Source organism: Ruegeria sp., assembly GCF_965199275.1.
Lineage (GTDB): Bacteria > Pseudomonadota > Alphaproteobacteria > Rhodobacterales > Rhodobacteraceae > Ruegeria.
Genome location: NZ_CBDAQX010000013.1, coordinates 341,695 through 360,338 on the forward strand (window position 1 = coordinate 341,695; position 18,644 = coordinate 360,338).

The 18,644-nt window shown below is 57.3% G+C and carries 16 protein-coding genes; 7 read left to right on the plus strand and 9 right to left on the minus strand.

Annotation, left to right across the window (positions count from 1 at the left end; genetic code table 11):
• The first annotated feature begins 113 nt into the window (after positions 1 to 113).
• Complete coding sequence (locus ACOERD_RS09810; RefSeq protein ID WP_419737624.1) at positions 114 to 1,856, plus strand: IS1634 family transposase; 1,743 nt, start codon at positions 114 to 116, stop codon at positions 1,854 to 1,856.
• Between the two features lie 120 nt (positions 1,857 to 1,976).
• Here ACOERD_RS09810 and ACOERD_RS09815 read toward each other — a convergent pair whose 3' ends face one another.
• From ACOERD_RS09815 to ACOERD_RS09840, 6 genes are all read right to left on the minus strand, one after another.
• Entirely contained in the window at positions 1,977 to 2,705 is a 729-nt protein-coding gene (locus tag ACOERD_RS09815) for an SDR family oxidoreductase (RefSeq protein WP_170678769.1), read from the minus strand.
• A complete protein-coding gene (locus ACOERD_RS09820; RefSeq protein ID WP_419738889.1) occupies positions 2,702 to 4,234 on the minus strand; it encodes an ATP-dependent DNA helicase in 1,533 nt (510 codons plus the stop codon). The genes ACOERD_RS09815 and ACOERD_RS09820 overlap by 4 nt, the downstream gene beginning before the upstream one ends.
• A 60-nt stretch (positions 4,235 to 4,294) precedes the next feature.
• Positions 4,295 to 4,933: an acyl-homoserine-lactone synthase gene (locus ACOERD_RS09825; RefSeq protein ID WP_419738890.1), complete on the minus strand. Its 639-nt coding sequence runs from the start codon at positions 4,931 to 4,933 to the stop codon at positions 4,295 to 4,297.
• An 83-nt stretch (positions 4,934 to 5,016) separates the two neighbouring features.
• Positions 5,017 to 5,736 carry a LuxR family transcriptional regulator gene (locus ACOERD_RS09830; RefSeq protein ID WP_170468945.1) on the minus strand — a complete coding sequence of 240 codons (720 nt, stop codon included), beginning with the start codon at positions 5,734 to 5,736 and terminating at the stop codon, positions 5,017 to 5,019.
• 365 nt (positions 5,737 to 6,101) lie between these two features.
• A complete protein-coding gene (ccrA, locus tag ACOERD_RS09835; protein WP_419738891.1) occupies positions 6,102 to 7,388 on the minus strand; it encodes a crotonyl-CoA carboxylase/reductase in 1,287 nt (428 codons plus the stop codon).
• Positions 7,389 to 7,499: 111 nt separating this feature from the next.
• On the minus strand, positions 7,500 to 8,888 hold the full coding sequence (locus ACOERD_RS09840; protein ID WP_419738892.1) for a 1-acyl-sn-glycerol-3-phosphate acyltransferase: 1,389 nt from the start codon (positions 8,886 to 8,888) through the stop codon (positions 7,500 to 7,502).
• A gap of 144 nt (positions 8,889 to 9,032) precedes the next feature.
• On the opposite strand from ACOERD_RS09840, the gene ACOERD_RS09845 reads away from it, so the two are divergent.
• The 5 genes from ACOERD_RS09845 (at position 9,033) to istB (ending at position 14,697) form a co-directional block, all read left to right on the plus strand.
• Positions 9,033 to 11,000 carry a methylmalonyl-CoA mutase family protein gene (locus tag ACOERD_RS09845; protein WP_419738893.1) on the plus strand — a complete coding sequence of 656 codons (1,968 nt, stop codon included), beginning with the start codon at positions 9,033 to 9,035 and terminating at the stop codon, positions 10,998 to 11,000.
• A 123-nt stretch (positions 11,001 to 11,123) separates the two neighbouring features.
• A complete protein-coding gene (locus ACOERD_RS09850; protein ID WP_419738894.1) occupies positions 11,124 to 11,441 on the plus strand; it encodes an H-NS family nucleoid-associated regulatory protein in 318 nt (105 codons plus the stop codon).
• Between the two features lie 19 nt (positions 11,442 to 11,460).
• Positions 11,461 to 12,174: a purine-nucleoside phosphorylase gene (deoD, locus tag ACOERD_RS09855; RefSeq protein WP_419738895.1), complete on the plus strand. Its 714-nt coding sequence runs from the start codon at positions 11,461 to 11,463 to the stop codon at positions 12,172 to 12,174.
• A gap of 296 nt (positions 12,175 to 12,470) precedes the next feature.
• On the plus strand, positions 12,471 to 13,979 hold the full coding sequence (istA, locus tag ACOERD_RS09860; RefSeq protein ID WP_419737605.1) for an IS21 family transposase: 1,509 nt from the start codon (positions 12,471 to 12,473) through the stop codon (positions 13,977 to 13,979).
• Entirely contained in the window at positions 13,966 to 14,697 is a 732-nt protein-coding gene (istB, locus tag ACOERD_RS09865; RefSeq protein WP_419737606.1) for an IS21-like element helper ATPase IstB, read from the plus strand. Before istA ends, istB begins: the two co-directional genes overlap by 14 nt.
• A 774-nt stretch (positions 14,698 to 15,471) precedes the next feature.
• Here the strand turns inward: istB and ACOERD_RS09870 are convergent.
• From ACOERD_RS09870 to ACOERD_RS09880, 3 genes are all read right to left on the minus strand, one after another.
• On the minus strand, positions 15,472 to 15,594 hold the full coding sequence (locus ACOERD_RS09870; protein ID WP_419738896.1) for a hypothetical protein: 123 nt from the start codon (positions 15,592 to 15,594) through the stop codon (positions 15,472 to 15,474).
• A 197-nt stretch (positions 15,595 to 15,791) separates the two neighbouring features.
• Complete coding sequence (locus tag ACOERD_RS09875; RefSeq protein WP_419738897.1) at positions 15,792 to 16,535, minus strand: hypothetical protein; 744 nt, start codon at positions 16,533 to 16,535, stop codon at positions 15,792 to 15,794.
• 10 nt (positions 16,536 to 16,545) lie between these two features.
• Positions 16,546 to 16,719, minus strand: coding sequence for a hypothetical protein (locus ACOERD_RS09880; RefSeq protein WP_419738898.1), 174 nt, complete (start codon positions 16,717 to 16,719; stop codon positions 16,546 to 16,548).
• On the opposite strand from ACOERD_RS09880, the gene ACOERD_RS09885 reads away from it, so the two are divergent.
• Positions 16,712 to 18,454 carry an IS1634 family transposase gene (locus ACOERD_RS09885; protein ID WP_419737624.1) on the plus strand — a complete coding sequence of 581 codons (1,743 nt, stop codon included), beginning with the start codon at positions 16,712 to 16,714 and terminating at the stop codon, positions 18,452 to 18,454. The genes ACOERD_RS09880 and ACOERD_RS09885 overlap by 8 nt on opposite strands.
• Positions 18,455 to 18,644 lie beyond the last annotated feature (190 nt).

Genomic DNA, 18,644 nt, shown 5'->3' on the forward strand with positions numbered 1-18,644 from the left:
TCTGACTGGGTTTTTGGTTTGTTTTCAGGTGTGGTTGCTCAGAGGCGCGTTGTAGTGCCCCATTATTATAAAAAGTATTGACATGGGCCTTCAGATGGCTAACCTCTTCGCCCATGTTCATCCGCACCAAACATGACGCAAAGCTCAACCGCACACGGATCCAGATCGTTGAATCCGTCCGCACCGGCTCCAAGGTACGCCAGAAGATCCTGCGCCATGTGGGTGTGGCCCATAACGACAGCGAGATTGAGGATATCAAGCGTCTGGCGGGCCGCTTGATGGAGCAATTACGCATTGATCGCTCGCCGCAAATGGAACTGTTCACGCCCACGGAATATGCCGATCTGCAGGCGCTGGTGCGCCGCGCTCCGCGGCCGGACAAGCTTGGCGTTGATCTTGCCGAGTGCCGTGAGGAGGCGCGGGTCTCTCTGGGTCTGCGGGATGTCATGGGGACGATGTATGACCAACTGGGTTGGGGGGCCCTTCTGGGGGCGGCGCGTAAAAGTGCCAATCGCATTGTGAAAGAGCTGGTTATGGCGCGGATCGCACAGCCCGAGAGCAAGCGCGCGACCGTGGAGGCGTTGGAGAACCAGGCAGGCATCACGCTCAATCTGGACGTGGTCTATCGGAGCATGGATTACATCAATACGCCGGTGATAGACGGGATTTGCAAAACCTCTCACGCGGCGGCAGAGAAGTTGCTGGGCGGGCCAGTGACCGTGCTGTTCTACGATTGCACGACCCTGGCCTTTGACACCGAGCGCGAGGACCCGGCCGAGGATGCGGACGGGGTCGAGCAGGATCATCTTCTGGCCAAGGGCTTCAGCAAGGATGGCAAGCATCACCGCGCTCAGGTCATGCTGGCGCTGATCGTCACCTCCGATGGGCTGCCTGTGGGCTATGAACTCTTCCCGGGAAACACCTGGGAAGGTCATACGCTGGAAGCTGCGCTGAAGGCGTTGGAGGGACGCTTCGACGTGGCCAGGGTCACGTTCGTGGCCGATGCCGCCATGCTCAGCAAGGACAACCAGCAGATGTTGCAGAACAAGGGTCTGCCCTACATCCTCGGCTATCGCATGAAGTCCGCCCCGGCCGCCGTGAAGGCGAACATTTTGAGCCCGGAGGGACGCCAGCCTTGGGCTGGACACGGTTCTGAAGAGGCAACCGAGAAGGGCTGGTACAAGGTGATCGACCAGGAGGGAGCGCGGGTCATTGTGACCTGGTCACCCACCCGGGCACGCAATGATGCCCACAAGCGCGACAAGGCAATCGAAAAGCTGCACAAGAAGCTCAAGCGCTCTCGCAAACCCGGCAGCTTCAGCAGCCGGGGATATGGCCGCTTCCTGGCCTTCCCCGACAGCGGGGACGTCACGCTGGATGATGCAAAGATCAAGGCAGCGGCACAATGGGACGGGCTGCATGCCATTGTTGTTCATGGTGCGGACGAACTGGAGGCACAGGACGTCATTGCCCGCTATCACCAGTTGTGGGAGATCGAAGCCTGCTTCCGCACCAACAAGCACGATCTGAAAATCCGGCCCATCTATCACTGGTCGCCGCGTCGGGTCCGGGCCCATATCGCCATCTGCTACATGGCCTTCTGCTGCCTGCAGCACCTGCGCAAGCATCTGGACCTGCTCGGACACCCGATGAGCCCGGCTCGTATCCGCAACGAGTTGAACGCATTGCAGCTCTCGATCCTGCGCCACAAAGGCACCCCTGACCGCTACGGCATGCCAAGCCATGCCACGGTCGATGCCAGACGCATCCTCACCTGCGTCGGCCTGACCTGGAACGAAGCCCCTTTCAAGATACCCCCCGGGCGCACCCGAAAAACTGGCCAGACCAAAGCCTGAGCTCCCTCAACACTCCGAAACAATCGCTGGCGAAAAAAGTCCGTGTAGTGCCTTTTGGCAACCAAGGCATAATAATATCAATGACTTATACGAAAAAATGTCGGAAGTCAGGAGTAGCACTTAGCCCCGGCCGATATAGGGCATGGTCGTGGCCATCACGGTCATGAACTGCACATTGGCCTCGGGCGGCAGATTGGCCATGTGCAGCACCGACTTTGCGGCGTCTTCCACATCCATGGTGGGATCGGGCGTCGCACCATCGGCAATAGCAGCATCGACCAGCCCCTGCACCATCTGAGTGCGGGCGTTCCCGATATCGATCTGGCCACAGGCAATGCCAAAATCGCGCCCGTCCAGCGACAGGCTGCGCGTCAGCCCTGTGATGGCGTGTTTCGTTGCAGAATAGTGCACCGAATTCGGGCGCGGCACATACGCCGCGATTGAGCCGTTGTTGATGATGCGCCCGCCTTGCGGGGTTTGATGACGCATGATCCGAAACGCCTCACGCGCGCTAAGGAACATGCCGTTGAGGTTGACGCTGACGCTCTGGTACCAGTCCTCCAGTGCGATTTCATCAATCGTACCGCCGGGCGCGAAGATGCCAGCATTGTTGAACAGAACGTCCAACCGCTCGGCCCTGTTGGAGAAAGACCGGAAGGCGCGCGCAACCGCCACCGGATCCGTCACATCCGCAACCAGAGGGATCGCGTTGCGATGCCCTTCGGCCATTTCCACCAATTTGTCTTCGCTGCGGGCAAGAAGACCAACAGTCCAGCCCTCGGTCAGAAACAGCTCTGCCGTGGCTTTTCCGATCCCGGAACTCGCGCCGGTTATGAGGATGGATTTCATGTCTCTTCAGCCTCCAGTGTCAGGGTCGCCGCCGGTATGGCGCGCAGATCATCGACGCGCAGAGGATGGGTGGGTTTGGACAACCGATTACGAACCACCCAGATCAACCGTTCCTGCGCGCGGGTGATGGCAACATAGGCCAGTCGTTTCCACAAGGGTTGTCCGGCCTCGGTTCGGCCCATGCGGGCCGCGGCGTAGATGTCTGGCGCAAAGACCTGCACCGTATCCCATTGCGAGCCCTGCGCCTTGTGGATAGTGACCGCCGCCCCATGCAGAAAGGTCGCGCCCATACGCGCTGCATAGGGGATGAACGGTTCCTCTTCATCCGGCTTTTCGATCTGCACAATCGACGCGGCACTGACTTGAGGGTCCTCGGCCCCCATGACATGCAGGCGAGAGAAACCGGGTTTTCGCCCCGGCCCCAGATAAACCACCTGAGCACCCTTGATCAGGCCGCGCGCCTCAAGATCCAGCCGTTTCTTGCGGTGTTTTAGAGGCAGCTCGATCCCGTCGCAGATCAGCGGCTCACCTTCCAGCAGCTCCGTTTCGGGCGCGCCATGAACATGCCGGAAGGCCTGAATCAGACGGATGCGCGTCGCGTTGCGCCAGACCAAAACCGGGCTACGGGCCATCAGGTCAACCTCGACCCGCTGCCCCCATACCACACGGTCATCGCGACGCGCGGTGTCTTCGACCAGACGCTCGAAATCCTCAAACCCCATGGCGGGGTCAGCAAGCGCATGGGCCAGATCGAGGATGGGATTGTCGGCATCCTGACGGTGAATGCGGTGTAGGGTCAGTTTGCGCGGCTCGGGCAGGGTTTCGAACACCATGCTACCGGATTGGTTCACTGGTGCCAGCTGCGCCGGATCGCCGAACAGCAGCAACGTCGGAAAGATCTCCTTCAGATCATCAAACTGGCGGTCATCCAGCATCGAGGCTTCGTCGACAAAGCCGATATCCAGCGGCTCTTCCCGGCGCTTCCAACCGGTAATGAAATCCGACCCGCGCAAACCGGCAGCGGCCAGCGCACCGGGGATCGACTTGTTGTTCTGATAGAAGGCAGCGGCCCGGTCCAGCGCCTCATCCGTCAGGCCTTCGATCTCGGGCCGTTCGTCATTACCCTCAAGCCACTCGGCAATCCGTTCATATTCCGGGTCATAGACGGGCGTATAGAGAATGCGGTGGATGGTCGTCGCGGGCACCCCGCGCAGGCGCAAAACGCTTGCGGCTTTGTTCGTGGGGGCCAGAATCGCCAGACTGCGTTTGTCGCGAGACTTGCGGCTTTCATAGTCGCCCGAGACGATGTGAACGCCCGTCTCGGCCAGTGCCTTATACAGTTCCGCCAGCAGCAGAGTCTTGCCCGAACCGGCCTTGCCGATCACGGCCATAACGCCCGATTCACCTTGTCCTGGCAGTTTCAGCAGTGCATCATCTTCAAGGTCCACCCCGGCAGAGCGCATCATCTCGGCGATGCTGTCATAGGCGGCGGCCTGATCTTCTGAGAAGGTCACATTGGGCAAAGACATGGCGCGACCCTACATGGCCGCGCCACCCTTCACCAGATACGGATTTGGGTTTTCAAGTCCCTAGGCCGACAGCGCAAACCGGTGTTGTTTGGCCGGGCCGAACGCGGTTCTGAACCAAAGACGCGAAAGCTCGCGCGGGATGCCCGCCCGCTCGGCCACGCGGTTGCAATCATCCGCGGAATACGGCCACAAACCAACCGAGATCTGATCGCGCCCTTTCCCTTCGAACCCTAACACAATCGGAGAAGATCCAATCAGGCGGTAGATCCGGATCATCCGCGCATCAAAGACGCCGGCTATATGGGTCAGACCGAACCCCTCCATCATTTCGCCGCCGCTCAGCATGATAGCCCCGGCCGTATGGGGGCTGGCTGTTCGCGACAGGCAAAAGCGCGTGACCTCCCAGATCAGAGGGCTGCAGATCGGCTCACCCTCGTTGAGATGCCCGAACACCTCATTCACCATGACCGGGCCAGTGGTCGGCAGAACCCGCATTGAGCCGCCATGGCTGCCATCCGGCTCCTCCCAAATCACGTAGAGCGGGTTGAGATCATCGTACTGATCCCGCTCTTCCCCTTTTTCATTGACGTAAACGTCCCATCCCAGCCGGGTTTTGAACTGATCCGCGCGATCGCGAAACATGCCGTCGGCCAAAGCTGGAAATTCATGCAGCTCATCAGCATACAAGTAACGCAACATGACTAATTCCCCTTGTCGTCCTGTGCAGGAACGAAAGGGGTACGAAGTCGTGGTTAATTTACTGTTCTAAGACCGTACGTTGCTTAAACGACTATTAACCCACGGCTGAGCGCGGTCGCGATGGCGTGCGTCGTATTTTGCGCACCCAGTTTCGAGCGCGCGCTTTCAATGTAGACCCTAAGAGTGTGTTCCGAGATCGACAGCGAATGCGCAACCTGCGCTCGGCTGAAGCCCTGCGCAAGCAACGTCATCGCATCAATTTCACGCGGCGACAGACCTCGGGTCGCTTCAGGCTGCCTGTCCTTTTCAAACTCCAGTGCTTTGCGGTTGATGTAATGCGCCACGAGAATCAATTCTCGGCCAAAAGTCGAGATGAAATCCTGCCAGGTGCCGTCGTCACAACTGTGATTGACGGTGAACAGCGCAAACTGCCCGTTCGGCCCTCGGATCGGGATCGAATACCCCTGATTGCCCACCCCATGTTCCAATGCATCCTGAAGAAACGCTTTGGACACCCTGCCGGACCAGTCCAGCGATTTCCAATCAACCGGGTGAAATCGTTGGAAACACCCCAGTATCACAGGGTCGATGCGGTGATAGTTTTTTTCTCGATACCGTTCATCCCAGGCATCGGAATAGGTGGTATAGCCGTACTGATCCCCGGCGGCATCCACCCAATGATATGTCAGATGTTCGACTTTCAGACAGTCGCGCAGGCGAATGGCGACCGAGCCAAGCTCATCAAGCGTGCTGGTGTTTTCCAAATCCTTCAGGATCTGACCCAAATCGAGTTCTGTTCCCATCTGCGGGCGCCCGTGCCTTATCTGTCATGGACGCGATCTCGGCTGCGGCAATCAGCTTGGTGTCGTCCAGCTGTTCGGCCAAGGCAGTCAACCCATTCGCAACAGCGAACGCGTTGAGGTCCGACAATACGTCCAGTATCCACTCATTTTGCGCCATTAGGGTCTCTCTGAAACAGTTAACGAAGTGTTAACACAACCATAGCATGTGCGATCTTTTTGACCTATTCACCGGTTTCTACTCCCCAAAAATAGTGAGGGGCAAAATTCCAACCTGTTGAAACAAAAAAGGACCCTCCAAGACGGCAAAACACCCGCGTATCGGAGTTCCGATTCGCGGGTGTTTTTTTAGATATTTCAGGATGGGCTTATGGACGCGCGTCCAAAACCTCTTCCAAAGTGCGCATGCCGGTGCGCGGAGCCTGAACCAGAACCGACATGTTGCCCGGCTTGTGCTCGTTGCGCAGCATTTTCATATGCGCTTCGGGCAGATCGTTCCAGGCGAACACTTCCGACATACAGGGGTCCAGACGACGCTCGACCATCAGCTTGCTGGCGGCTGCCGCTTGCTTCAGATGTGCAAAGTGCGACCCCTGTAGGCGTTTCTGGTGCATCCACATGTAGCGCACGTCAAAAGTGCAATTGAACCCGGTGGTACCGGCACAAATCACGACCATGCCGCCCTTTTTCACCACGAAGGTCGACACTGGGAAGGTGCTTTCGCCAGGGTGTTCAAACACCATATCAACGTTATTGCCCTTACCGGTGATATCCCAGATCGCTTTGCCGAACTTACGGGCCTCTTTGAACCACTCAGCGTATTCGGGTGTGTTGACCGTGGGCAGCTGACCCCAGCAGTTGAAGTCCTTGCGGTTCAGAACGCCTTTGGCGCCCAACCCCATCACGAAATCCCGTTTGCTTTCGTCCGAGATCACACCGATCGCATTTGCACCGGCCGTGTTGATCAACTGGATCGCGTAAGAGCCCAAACCACCCGAGGCACCCCAGACCAGAACGTTCTGGCCGGGCTTCAGGTCATGGGGCTCGTGCCCGAACAGCATCCGGTAGGCCGTAGCGAGCGTCAGGGTATAGCACGCTGCCTGCTCCCAGGTCAGGTGCTTGGGACGCGGCATCAGCTGTTGTGCCTGCACGCGGGTGAACTGGCTGAACGACCCATCCGGAGTTTCATATCCCCAGATGCGCTGGCTGGGCGAGTACATTGGATCGCCGCCGTTGCATTCCTCATCGTCGCCATCGTCTTGGTTGCAGTGGATCACCACCTCATCGCCAACCTTCCAGCGCTTGACCTTGTCACCCACGGCCCAAACGATGCCCGACGCATCTGAACCAGCGATGTGGTACGGGGCCTTGTGGCCATCAAACGGGCTGATCGGCTGGCCCAAAGCGGCCCAGACGCCGTTATAATTGACGCCCGCCGCCATCACGAGGACGAGAACCTCGTTGCTGTCCAACTCGGGAACATCAACCACTTCCTGCTGCATCGCAGTATTTGGTTCTCCGTGGCGCTCTTTGCGGATCGCCCAGGCATACATCTGCTTGGGCACAAACCCCATTGGAGGGATTTCCCCCATTTCATAGAGGTCCTTTTCGGGTGCCTCGTACGACGCGATACCGCTTTCGGTGTCCAAAGCCATGCTGGCCTCCTTTTCAATACCTTTGCCGCGGCGCAGAATCGCCGCCTCTCCTACAGAGGGATAGGAGGGGTTGCGCAACATTGCAACCATCTTTGGTCCATTTTTGTAATTTTATGACCCAGCGGGTGCAGAAACATCTTTCGCGAGCGCAGCATTGGCGGATTTCACCTGTTCTGGTACTGACTCTGCATAATAATCCAAAAGATCCTCGCGCTGCCCGGACAGGTTCAAAATCCCGTCTTCGCGGCTCAGAATACGCCGCTCGACCATTTGATCCACCGCGCTTGAGATGGCGCCCTCTGATTCCGCCAGCGCCAGATCATCGGCTTCCATGAGGGCACGGATACGGCTCCGCACCTCCTGTTCGGGCATTGGGCCGTTCTCGCGCAGCAGCCAGCAGGCGGCCGGTCCGGGCACCAAGGGAATCGCCGCGCCAATCCGTTTCATCAACGCACGCGCGAGGTCAGTCATCACGTCGTCCCCAGACTGCGCCTCGAATTCTTTAAGTGAGATCGGCTTACCATAGCGAACCGCGGCCAGTCCGAACCGCTTGTAGCGACCGATCAGCCGACGCCAGATCTGCTTGAGGACCCAGCTTGTGATCACCCCGATCCGTGCACGAAAACGTCGATCAGTTCCGAGAGCGGCACGCGTCAGTATCGTATCTTCGAGCACGCGATCATAGTTCAGGGCCACCGGCACAAACACGACATCGCGCCCGTCGGGCGAGGTGCCGTCGATAATGTATTTCAGTAGTCCTAGTTTAGGTCGCCCCAAAGCCCCGGTCAGGCTGAGCCCGCCTTCGGGGAACATTGCCTGCGTTACACCCGCTTCGGTCGCGTGGCGGACATAGCTGGCTAGAACTTGGCGATATAGTTCACTGCCTGATTTGCGCCGGATGAAATACGCGCCCATTGCCCGGATCAACCGGCTGAGCGGCCAAACCCGCGCCCATTCGCCCACGGCATAGGACAGGGCGGATTGCTGCGCCGCCAGATAAGTGACCAGAACATAGTCCATGTTGCTGCGGTGGTTCATCACAAAGACAACTGTCGCCTCGGGGTCGATATCCTTGATCGCGCTTTCATCCTTGTAGCTGAGATGCACGTTGTAGAACGCGTTGCTCAGCAACCGGGACAGACGAATGGCGAAGCTGAAATAGGCAAAAGCCGAAAAGGAGGGCACGATCTCACGCGCGTACCGGCGGGCTTGTTCGAACGCAACGGCTTCGGGGATGCCTTCTTCATGGGCGTGCTGCTGCACCGCTTGCCCGACCTGAGGATCATAGATGAGCCGTTGAATCATGTCGTGCCGCCGCGCCAGCTTGAACGGCTGGATCGGCCGCTGCAGGCGCTGGTTCAACCGAGAGACCGCTCTCTCAAGCCTGCGGCGAAAGAACCAGCGGACAGACGGGAACAGAAAATGCGAGGCAAAAGTGACCATGGCAAAGACCACGATCAACAGGAATAGCCACAGCGGAAGTTCCACGGTTCTCAACATCGGGCCACACTGCCACCAAACGAGACGGCTCACAATCTAGACATTTCGCATATGCCGCAACGCAGCGAATTGACAATGCCTGAAAATTGCGATTTAGAGCCCGTAGACGTAATTTTGTTGCTCACCGAAACACGAGGCCCGCCCATGACGCAGATGCAGAAAGACCGCCCCTGGCTGATCCGAACCTATGCCGGTCATTCCACCGCCAAAGCCTCGAACGCGCTGTATCGCGGCAATTTGGCCAAAGGTCAGACTGGCCTGTCGGTGGCATTCGATCTGCCGACTCAAACTGGCTATGACAGCGACCACACACTGGCGCGGGGTGAGGTCGGCAAAGTGGGTGTGCCGATCTGCCATCTGGGCGATATGCGGGTCCTGTTTGATCAGATCCCGCTGGAGCAGATGAACACCTCGATGACGATCAACGCGACGGCCCCGTGGCTGCTGGCGCTTTACATCGCCGTGGCCGAGGAACAGGGCGCGGATGTCTCAAAGCTGCAGGGCACCGTTCAGAATGACTTGATCAAGGAGTATCTCAGCCGCGGCACCTATGTCTGCCCGCCCAAGCCGTCGCTGAAGATGATCGCGGACGTGGCCGAGTATTGCTATACCAACGTGCCGAAATGGAACCCGATGAACGTGTGTTCCTATCACCTACAAGAGGCCGGTGCGACACCGGAACAGGAACTGGCCTACGCACTCGCCACAGCCATCGCGGTGCTGGATGAGCTGCGCCCGCGCGTCCCATCCGAGGACTTCCCTGCCCTGTGTGGGCGCATTTCCTTCTTCGTGAATGCTGGTATCCGCTTTGTTACCGAAATGTGTAAAATGCGGGCTTTCGTCGATCTTTGGGATGAAATACTTCAACAACGCTATGGTGTTGAGAACCCCAAGTTCCGCAGATTCCGCTATGGCGTTCAGGTGAACTCGCTTGGGCTGACCGAACAGCAGCCGGAAAACAACGTCTACCGCATCCTGATTGAGATGCTGGCCGTGACCCTGTCGAAAAAGGCGCGCGCCCGTGCCGTTCAATTGCCCGCCTGGAATGAGGCTTTGGGCCTGCCCCGTCCGTGGGACCAGCAGTGGTCGATGCGCATGCAGCAGATTCTGGCCTATGAAACGGACCTGCTGGAATACGGAGACCTGTTTGACGGGAACCCGGCGGTAGATGCCAAGGTCGAAGAACTCAAAGAAGGCGCGCGCGCTGAGTTGGCCAATCTCGACTCCATGGGCGGTGCCGTGGCCTCGATCGAATACATGAAATCCCGACTGGTGGACTCCAATGCAGAACGCCTGAACCGCATTGAACGGAACGAGACCGTTGTGGTCGGTGTGAACAAATGGGTCGATGGTGAACCCTCGCCTCTGCAAACCGAGGATGGCGGCATCATGGTCGTGGACCCTGCGGTCGAGCAGGAGCAGATCAATCGTCTGAACGAATGGCGGGCCGAACGTGATGAGGTAGCCGTGGCTGCCGCTCTAGGTGCTCTGCGCGAGGCGGCGCAAACCGGGGCGAATGTCATGGAGCCCTCGATTGCTGCGGCCAAGGCCGGTGCAACTACGGGTGAATGGGCCGAGGAAATGCGCAAGGTCTACGGCACCTATCGTGGCCCGACCGGCGTGTCCGGTTCGGTCTCGAACAAGACCGAAGGGCTGGAGGACCTGCGCGCCTCGGTCGATGCAGTCAGTGACCGGTTGGGGCGTCGTTTGAAATTCCTGGTCGGCAAGCCGGGTTTGGATGGCCATTCGAACGGCGCCGAGCAGATTGCCTTCCGCGCCCGCGACTGCGGGATGGATATCAGCTATGAGGGCATTCGCCTGACGCCAGAAGAAATCGTCTCAGCCGCGTCCGAGGATGATGCCCACGTGATCGGTTTGTCGATCCTATCTGGCAGTCATCTGCCTCTGGTCGAAGATGTAATGACCCGCCTGAAACAGGCAGGCCTGTCGCATGTGCCTGTCATTGTAGGCGGGATTATTCCGGATGATGATGCAGAAGCTTTGAAGAACATGGGCGTCGCCAGAATCTACACGCCCAAGAATTTCGAGTTAAACGCAATCATGGGCGACATCGTCGCCTTGGTGGATCCGCAGGAAATCGCCGCCGAATAACAACCCGTTTTGAAAAACTCTTGATGACTATTCCCGAAATTAAGGGAATAGCATATATCGGCGTGTGAAAATACGGCTTGTATTTTTCAACCGTAACCAATCACGCCTGAAAGAGGAAAAATAATGGGACTTGAGCTTGAAAGCATGTCACGCAATGAACTTCTGCAATTGCGCGACGATATCGATAAAGCCCTGGTAAATGCTGAAAAGCGCGAGCGTAAAGCCGCACTGGAAGCTGCCGAAAAAGCTGCAGCCGAATTCGGGTTTTCCTTATCCGAGCTTTCGGACACCGCGCCAAAAGGCACCAAGCTTCAGAAATCAAAAGCGAAATACCGCAACCCAAACGCACCGGAACAAACCTGGACAGGCCGTGGACGCAAGCCTCAATGGGTCCATGACGCGCTGAATTCCGGCACCGATATCGCCGAGTTGGAAATCTAAATTTGAGGTCGTTTCAGAAATGACAATCCACATTGGCGCAGAAAAAGGTGACATCGCAGAAACCGTTCTTTTGCCCGGAGATCCCTATCGGGCGAAGTGGGCGGCGGAAACGTTTTTGGACGACGTTAGGTTGGTCAATGACGTGCGCGGTATGCTCGGGTTTACCGGTACGTGGAAAGGAAACCCTGTCACCATTCAGGGCAGCGGCATGGGGATGCCCTCACTTTCCATTTACGTGAACGAATTGATCCGGGATTTCGGTGCGAAGACACTGATCCGCATCGGCTCCTGCGGTGGTATGCAGGACAGCGTCAATGTCCGCGATGTTATTCTGGCCATGACATCGACCACGCTCAGCACGCCGTCCCGGGGCATCATGAAGGAACTGAACTTTGCCCCTTGCGCCGATTGGAATCTTTTGCAGGCCGCGGCCAATGCCGCAGCAGCCAAGGGAACACCAACCCATGTTGGCGGGATCTATTCGTCCGATGTGTTCTATGATGAGCGCCCCGATCTGAACGAACAGATGGTGCGTCACGGCATTCTGGGGGTCGAGATGGAAACGGCCGAGCTTTATATCCTCGCCGCCAGACACAAATGCCGGGCACTTGCGGTTCTGACCGTCTCGGATCACCTGCTAACGGGCGAGGCCCTGCCCTCATCTGAGCGGGAGCGCAGCTTTGGCGACATGGTCGAGATCGCACTGCAAGCGGCCTTCCCGGACGCAGCATAGAGTGAAACGGGCCGAGCATGTCTCGGCCCGATTTCTATTTGCCGATTGTTTGTCGCAGACATTTCGAAGGACGATCTGAACCGTCTGATGTCGCGCCACAGAAGGCGCAAACCCACAGATCTTCGTCTCGATGCTGTCGCCAGCGACAGTCGCGCGTCAGCGAGGACGTGCGGGACCGCCAGAAGAAATAGGCGAAAACCCCAGCGGCCAGAAGTGTAGAAAAGCGTCCAAATTTGACCCCTCCCTATGGTTGTAGACATCCTTTTCATTGAGCAGTCGATGGAGAGGCAAGCGGGATGATTTGCGTGGAAACTATTAGAAAAGTGCGTCGCTTACACCTGATCGAAAAAAAGAGCATCAAGGAAATTTGCCGTTCGCTCAATTTGAGCCGTGCAACGGTTCGAAAGATAATCCGATCGGGAGTGACGGAGTTCAAATATGAGCGCAAATCGCAGCCATACCCGGTGCTCGGGCCTTGGCGCGCGCGTCTGGATGAAACGCTTGAGGAGAACGAGGCGCTTCCGAAGAAACACCGCAAGCGGATGACCAAAATCTGGAAGGAACTCTCCGATGATGGTTTTGGCGGCGGGTATGACAGTGTTCGACGCTACACAAAGAATTGGCGCATTGCGCACGGCCGACAACAGGCGCAGGCGTTCATCCCGCTGATCTTTGATCCTGGGGAGGCGTACCAGTTCGACTGGAGTGTGGAGACGGTTTTGATGGACGGTGCACTCACGACCGTGAAGGTTGCCCATTTCAAACTTTGCCATAGCCGCATGCCATTCTCCATTGCCTATCCGCGCGAGACGCAGGAGATGGTCTTTGATGCCCACGACGAGGCCTTCAAATTCTTTGGTGGAGGCTGCATCAACGGGATCTACGATAACATGACGACCGCCGTCGATGCGATCCTGTCGGGCAAGGAAAGAAAGTTCAACAAGGCATTCTCCCGGATGTGTTCTCATCATCTGGTGAACCCGATCGCCTGTACGCGCGCGGCCGGTTGGGAGAAGGGTCAGGTTGAGAATCTGGTCAAGGAGAGCCGCGCCTATAGTTTTACACCGCGTCTGGAGGTGGCCGACTTCGATGAATTGAATGCCCGGCTGCAAAAAGACGCGATCAAACGCGCAAAAGAACTGCGGCATCCGGAAAACCTGGAGGTGACGGTCTGGGAGGAGTTCCAGCAGGAAAAGCCGCTGCTGACGCATCTGCAGAAGCCCTTCGTCGGGTTCCGTGAAAAGACGGTCGCCGTGAGCCGAACCTGCCTGATCAACTTCGAAAGAAACAAATACAGCGTTGAGGCAAGAGCTGTTGGACGTCAGGTCCAGTTGCAGGTCTACGCCACGCGGATTGTCCTGCGCCAAGACGGTGAGATTGTCGGAGAGCACGAACGGTGCTTCGGCCGAGGAAAAACGATCTTCAACCCTTGGCACTATGTGCCCGTCCTCAAGCGCAAGCCTGGCGCTCTGCGCAATGGAGCACCGTTCCGTGACTGGGACCTACCACCGGCAATGACGCAGATCTGGACCCATCTGCGGGGCACATCCGACGGAGACCGGCAACTTGCCGATATTCTTTTCGCTGCTTACCAGCACGACATTGATGTGGTCGAGGCTGCCTGCGAAGAAGCTCTAAAATCTGGCCTGCGCAAGGCCGATGCGATCCTGAACATTGTCTCTCGGCGCACCAATCCCCCGCCGCCAAAGGCGATTGAGCCGCCTGCCCACCTGCAGCTGAAAATGGCACCGATCGCGGATTGCGCTCGCTATGACAGGCTTGGAGGCTCCCATGCAACTGCGTAAGGAAATTCTCGAACTTGCCCGTCAACTGAAGTTGCCAGGCATCGTCAACTGCTTTGACGAAGTGATGCAGGCCGCAGCCAAAAACAACTGGCGGCCCCAACAGGTCGTGGCCGAACTCCTCACGGCCGAACTGGCCGAAAAGACTGCGCGCTCGATCCGGTATCAGATGGGTGCCGCAAAGTTCCCGGTCTGCAAGTCCTTACCTGAGTTCGACTTCACGGTCAGCCCCGTCAACGAGGAAGTCGTGCGCAATCTTCATGACGGCGATTTTATGGACCAGGCCAGGAATGGCGTGCTGGTCGGTGGAACCGGATCGGGCAAAACGCATCTCGCAACAGCGATCGGGGGCCACGCGGTCAATAACCGCCGGCGGGTCAGGTTCTTCAGCGCTGTGGATCTCGCGAACAAGCTGGAGGCTGAACATCGCGAAGGCAACGCCGGGCGGCTCAGCGAGCAGCTGATCCGCGTCGACCTCGTGATTATAGACGAACTCGGTTATCTGCCGTTCGCAGAGTCTGGTGGACGATTACTCTTCCATCTCATCAGCAAACTGTACGAGCGAACGTCTATTCTGCTAACAACCAACCTCGCATTTGCTGAATGGCCGAGTGTGTTCACAGATGCCAAAATGACCACTGCTCTCCTGGATCGACTGACACACCATTGCGATATCATCGAAACCGGGAACGAAAGCTGGCGAATTAACCACCGCGACTAACCTCGAAATCGGGGAATAAATTCAAAACAGACAGCAGGTCAAACCTTCAGTCGAGCTACGCTCTCTTTTCGGTTTGACCTGCTGTCCACCCCCTCCTGAATCAACCTAAACACGACCCCCTCAACGCCCCTCTTAGCTCCAAGGGGGGTCAAATTTGGACGCCGATGGGGGGTCATTATTCAATGCCGATTGACAGGCAGAGGAACATATTGGCCCTCAACCGACCGTTTGCCCTTAGGAGATCGACGCCTACTCATCGCGACACCTCTGCTGGAAATGCGCGGGCAATACATTCAGTTCAGGAACGTCACAACCGATGTGCGCCCGGACGAGCCGGGTTAGGCCGGATTTGGACACACAGTACCCTAGCGTGTCCCATGCTGCTCCCCCAGCGGGAAATTGGGGGCTCTGGCGCTGAAACAGCCATCGGACGCCGTCCCGACATACGGCGATGCGGTAGACACCATGGCGCAAGAGCTCGCCGCTGTAGTTGTCAGCGGTTTCTCGATGATCAGTTCGGGGAAGCGAGCATGTGTCTAGCCACCTGTCGTGTGAGGTATTGATCGACTTGGAAAGGGACATATCAGCCATGCTCGATCCTTCCTTTCCGTACGATCACCCGTTCAACCGAATGGCTCAGGGGCGACCAGTAGTACCGGCGCTCGTTTTGTCTTGTCGGCGCGGGGCATCCTGTGGCATCAACTAGACTTGCTAGGGTGGCAGTTGATGTCACTGGAAAAGCCCCATCTCCGCGCTTGGAGTTGGGGTTTTTCATTATGCAGCCTCGTTGTTGGGATCGGTGCGCCGCGCCGCAAGCCAGGCGTTCAGATCCGCGTGTAACACGCGATCCTCCGTCCGATGCGGATAAAGGCCGGACCACACATGCGGTGGCGCCATTGAGCCAGTTTCTCACGGTTTCCCAGCAATTGCATTTCAGGGTCGTCTGGGAAATAGACCCGGTCGTCATTGAAGACGTTTGCCATCGTTGAAATCCTCTTGGATCAGTTGCGATGGCTCCTAATTATGGGCAGCTTTGCCAAAGTGTCACCAGACTTTTTCCGGCGCTTAAGCGTCTTCCAGAAGTGAGAAAACACTTAGGCGTTTTTCTTGAAAACAGCATCATACCTTGATTTGAATGGGACTTCAGATCTCAGAGTAGTAAGGTAGTTTTCCGCCGTTTTACTGGACTTAGGCATTTGAGGGTTTTGTTTGCGCGCACGTTCAAAAGCCTCAGCCACAATGCGATCTTCGCTGATGAGACCAACGGCACTTCCCAGTTTCTCGATCTCTTGCAACAGCACTTCCAGGTTGGCCAACCTGCGTTCCCGAGACGCGCGCGCACCTGCGTCACCTGCCTTTTTTCGAATATTGGCCGACTGCATTCCTGTTATTGCTGCATCCTCGTAGCTGAACTTCCAGCGGTAATGTTCAACCATCCGACCCAATGCCATGAGTTCACCGTACATATAGTGGCGCAATTGCCCAGCTAAGGCTTTGCTCAGCTCGCTATCCCTTGAACCATCATGAACATAACTTTTAAACCCAGCTAGCTCGTCCAGTATTTTGAACTCAAACCAACGCTTGCTGAATACAGAATCGAGCCTGTTGAGCTCGAATGCCAACGCCTCTCTTAGTTTGTCTAGCGGACTCCTCGAGCACTGTGGAACTTCTTCGTAGTCACTGAAGTCAAAAGGGTAGCTTCTATCATAAACTGCAAGCGCGGCATCTATCTGCTCCTGCGAGTATTTGGTTTTGTTTAGTTTGCTAACTTGCAGGATATGGCGAGCCTCTTCCAACTCCTCTAACGATGCAATGAGAAAGTCGAAATACTCTCTCATGTGGTCGATTTCATAGTTTCCTGACTTCCGACATTTTTTCCTGACTTCCGACCTTTTTGTTGATCTGACTGGGTTTTTGGTTTGTTTTCAGGTGTGGTTGCTCAGAGGCGCGTTGTAGTGCCCCATTATTATAAAAAGTATTGACATGGGCCTTCAGATGGCTAACCTCTTCGCCCATGTTCATCCGCACCAAACATGACGCAAAGCTCAACCGCACACGGATCCAGATCGTTGAATCCGTCCGCACCGGCTCCAAGGTACGCCAGAAGATCCTGCGCCATGTGGGTGTGGCCCATAACGACAGCGAGATTGAGGATATCAAGCGTCTGGCGGGCCGCTTGATGGAGCAATTACGCATTGATCGCTCGCCGCAAATGGAACTGTTCACGCCCACGGAATATGCCGATCTGCAGGCGCTGGTGCGCCGCGCTCCGCGGCCGGACAAGCTTGGCGTTGATCTTGCCGAGTGCCGTGAGGAGGCGCGGGTCTCTCTGGGTCTGCGGGATGTCATGGGGACGATGTATGACCAACTGGGTTGGGGGGCCCTTCTGGGGGCGGCGCGTAAAAGTGCCAATCGCATTGTGAAAGAGCTGGTTATGGCGCGGATCGCACAGCCCGAGAGCAAGCGCGCGACCGTGGAGGCGTTGGAGAACCAGGCAGGCATCACGCTCAATCTGGACGTGGTCTATCGGAGCATGGATTACATCAATACGCCGGTGATAGACGGGATTTGCAAAACCTCTCACGCGGCGGCAGAGAAGTTGCTGGGCGGGCCAGTGACCGTGCTGTTCTACGATTGCACGACCCTGGCCTTTGACACCGAGCGCGAGGACCCGGCCGAGGATGCGGACGGGGTCGAGCAGGATCATCTTCTGGCCAAGGGCTTCAGCAAGGATGGCAAGCATCACCGCGCTCAGGTCATGCTGGCGCTGATCGTCACCTCCGATGGGCTGCCTGTGGGCTATGAACTCTTCCCGGGAAACACCTGGGAAGGTCATACGCTGGAAGCTGCGCTGAAGGCGTTGGAGGGACGCTTCGACGTGGCCAGGGTCACGTTCGTGGCCGATGCCGCCATGCTCAGCAAGGACAACCAGCAGATGTTGCAGAACAAGGGTCTGCCCTACATCCTCGGCTATCGCATGAAGTCCGCCCCGGCCGCCGTGAAGGCGAACATTTTGAGCCCGGAGGGACGCCAGCCTTGGGCTGGACACGGTTCTGAAGAGGCAACCGAGAAGGGCTGGTACAAGGTGATCGACCAGGAGGGAGCGCGGGTCATTGTGACCTGGTCACCCACCCGGGCACGCAATGATGCCCACAAGCGCGACAAGGCAATCGAAAAGCTGCACAAGAAGCTCAAGCGCTCTCGCAAACCCGGCAGCTTCAGCAGCCGGGGATATGGCCGCTTCCTGGCCTTCCCCGACAGCGGGGACGTCACGCTGGATGATGCAAAGATCAAGGCAGCGGCACAATGGGACGGGCTGCATGCCATTGTTGTTCATGGTGCGGACGAACTGGAGGCACAGGACGTCATTGCCCGCTATCACCAGTTGTGGGAGATCGAAGCCTGCTTCCGCACCAACAAGCACGATCTGAAAATCCGGCCCATCTATCACTGGTCGCCGCGTCGGGTCCGGGCCCATATCGCCATCTGCTACATGGCCTTCTGCTGCCTGCAGCACCTGCGCAAGCATCTGGACCTGCTCGGACACCCGATGAGCCCGGCTCGTATCCGCAACGAGTTGAACGCATTGCAGCTCTCGATCCTGCGCCACAAAGGCACCCCTGACCGCTACGGCATGCCAAGCCATGCCACGGTCGATGCCAGACGCATCCTCACCTGCGTCGGCCTGACCTGGAACGAAGCCCCTTTCAAGATACCCCCCGGGCGCACCCGAAAAACTGGCCAGACCAAAGCCTGAGCTCCCTCAACACTCCGAAACAATCGCTGGCGAAAAAAGTCCGTGTAGTGCCTTTTGGCAACCAAGGCATAATAATATCAATGACTTATACGAAAAAATGTCGGAAGTCAGGAGCTGAACTTCCAGCGGTAATGTTCAACCATCCGACCCAATGCCATGAGTTCACCGTACATATAGTGGCGCAATTGCC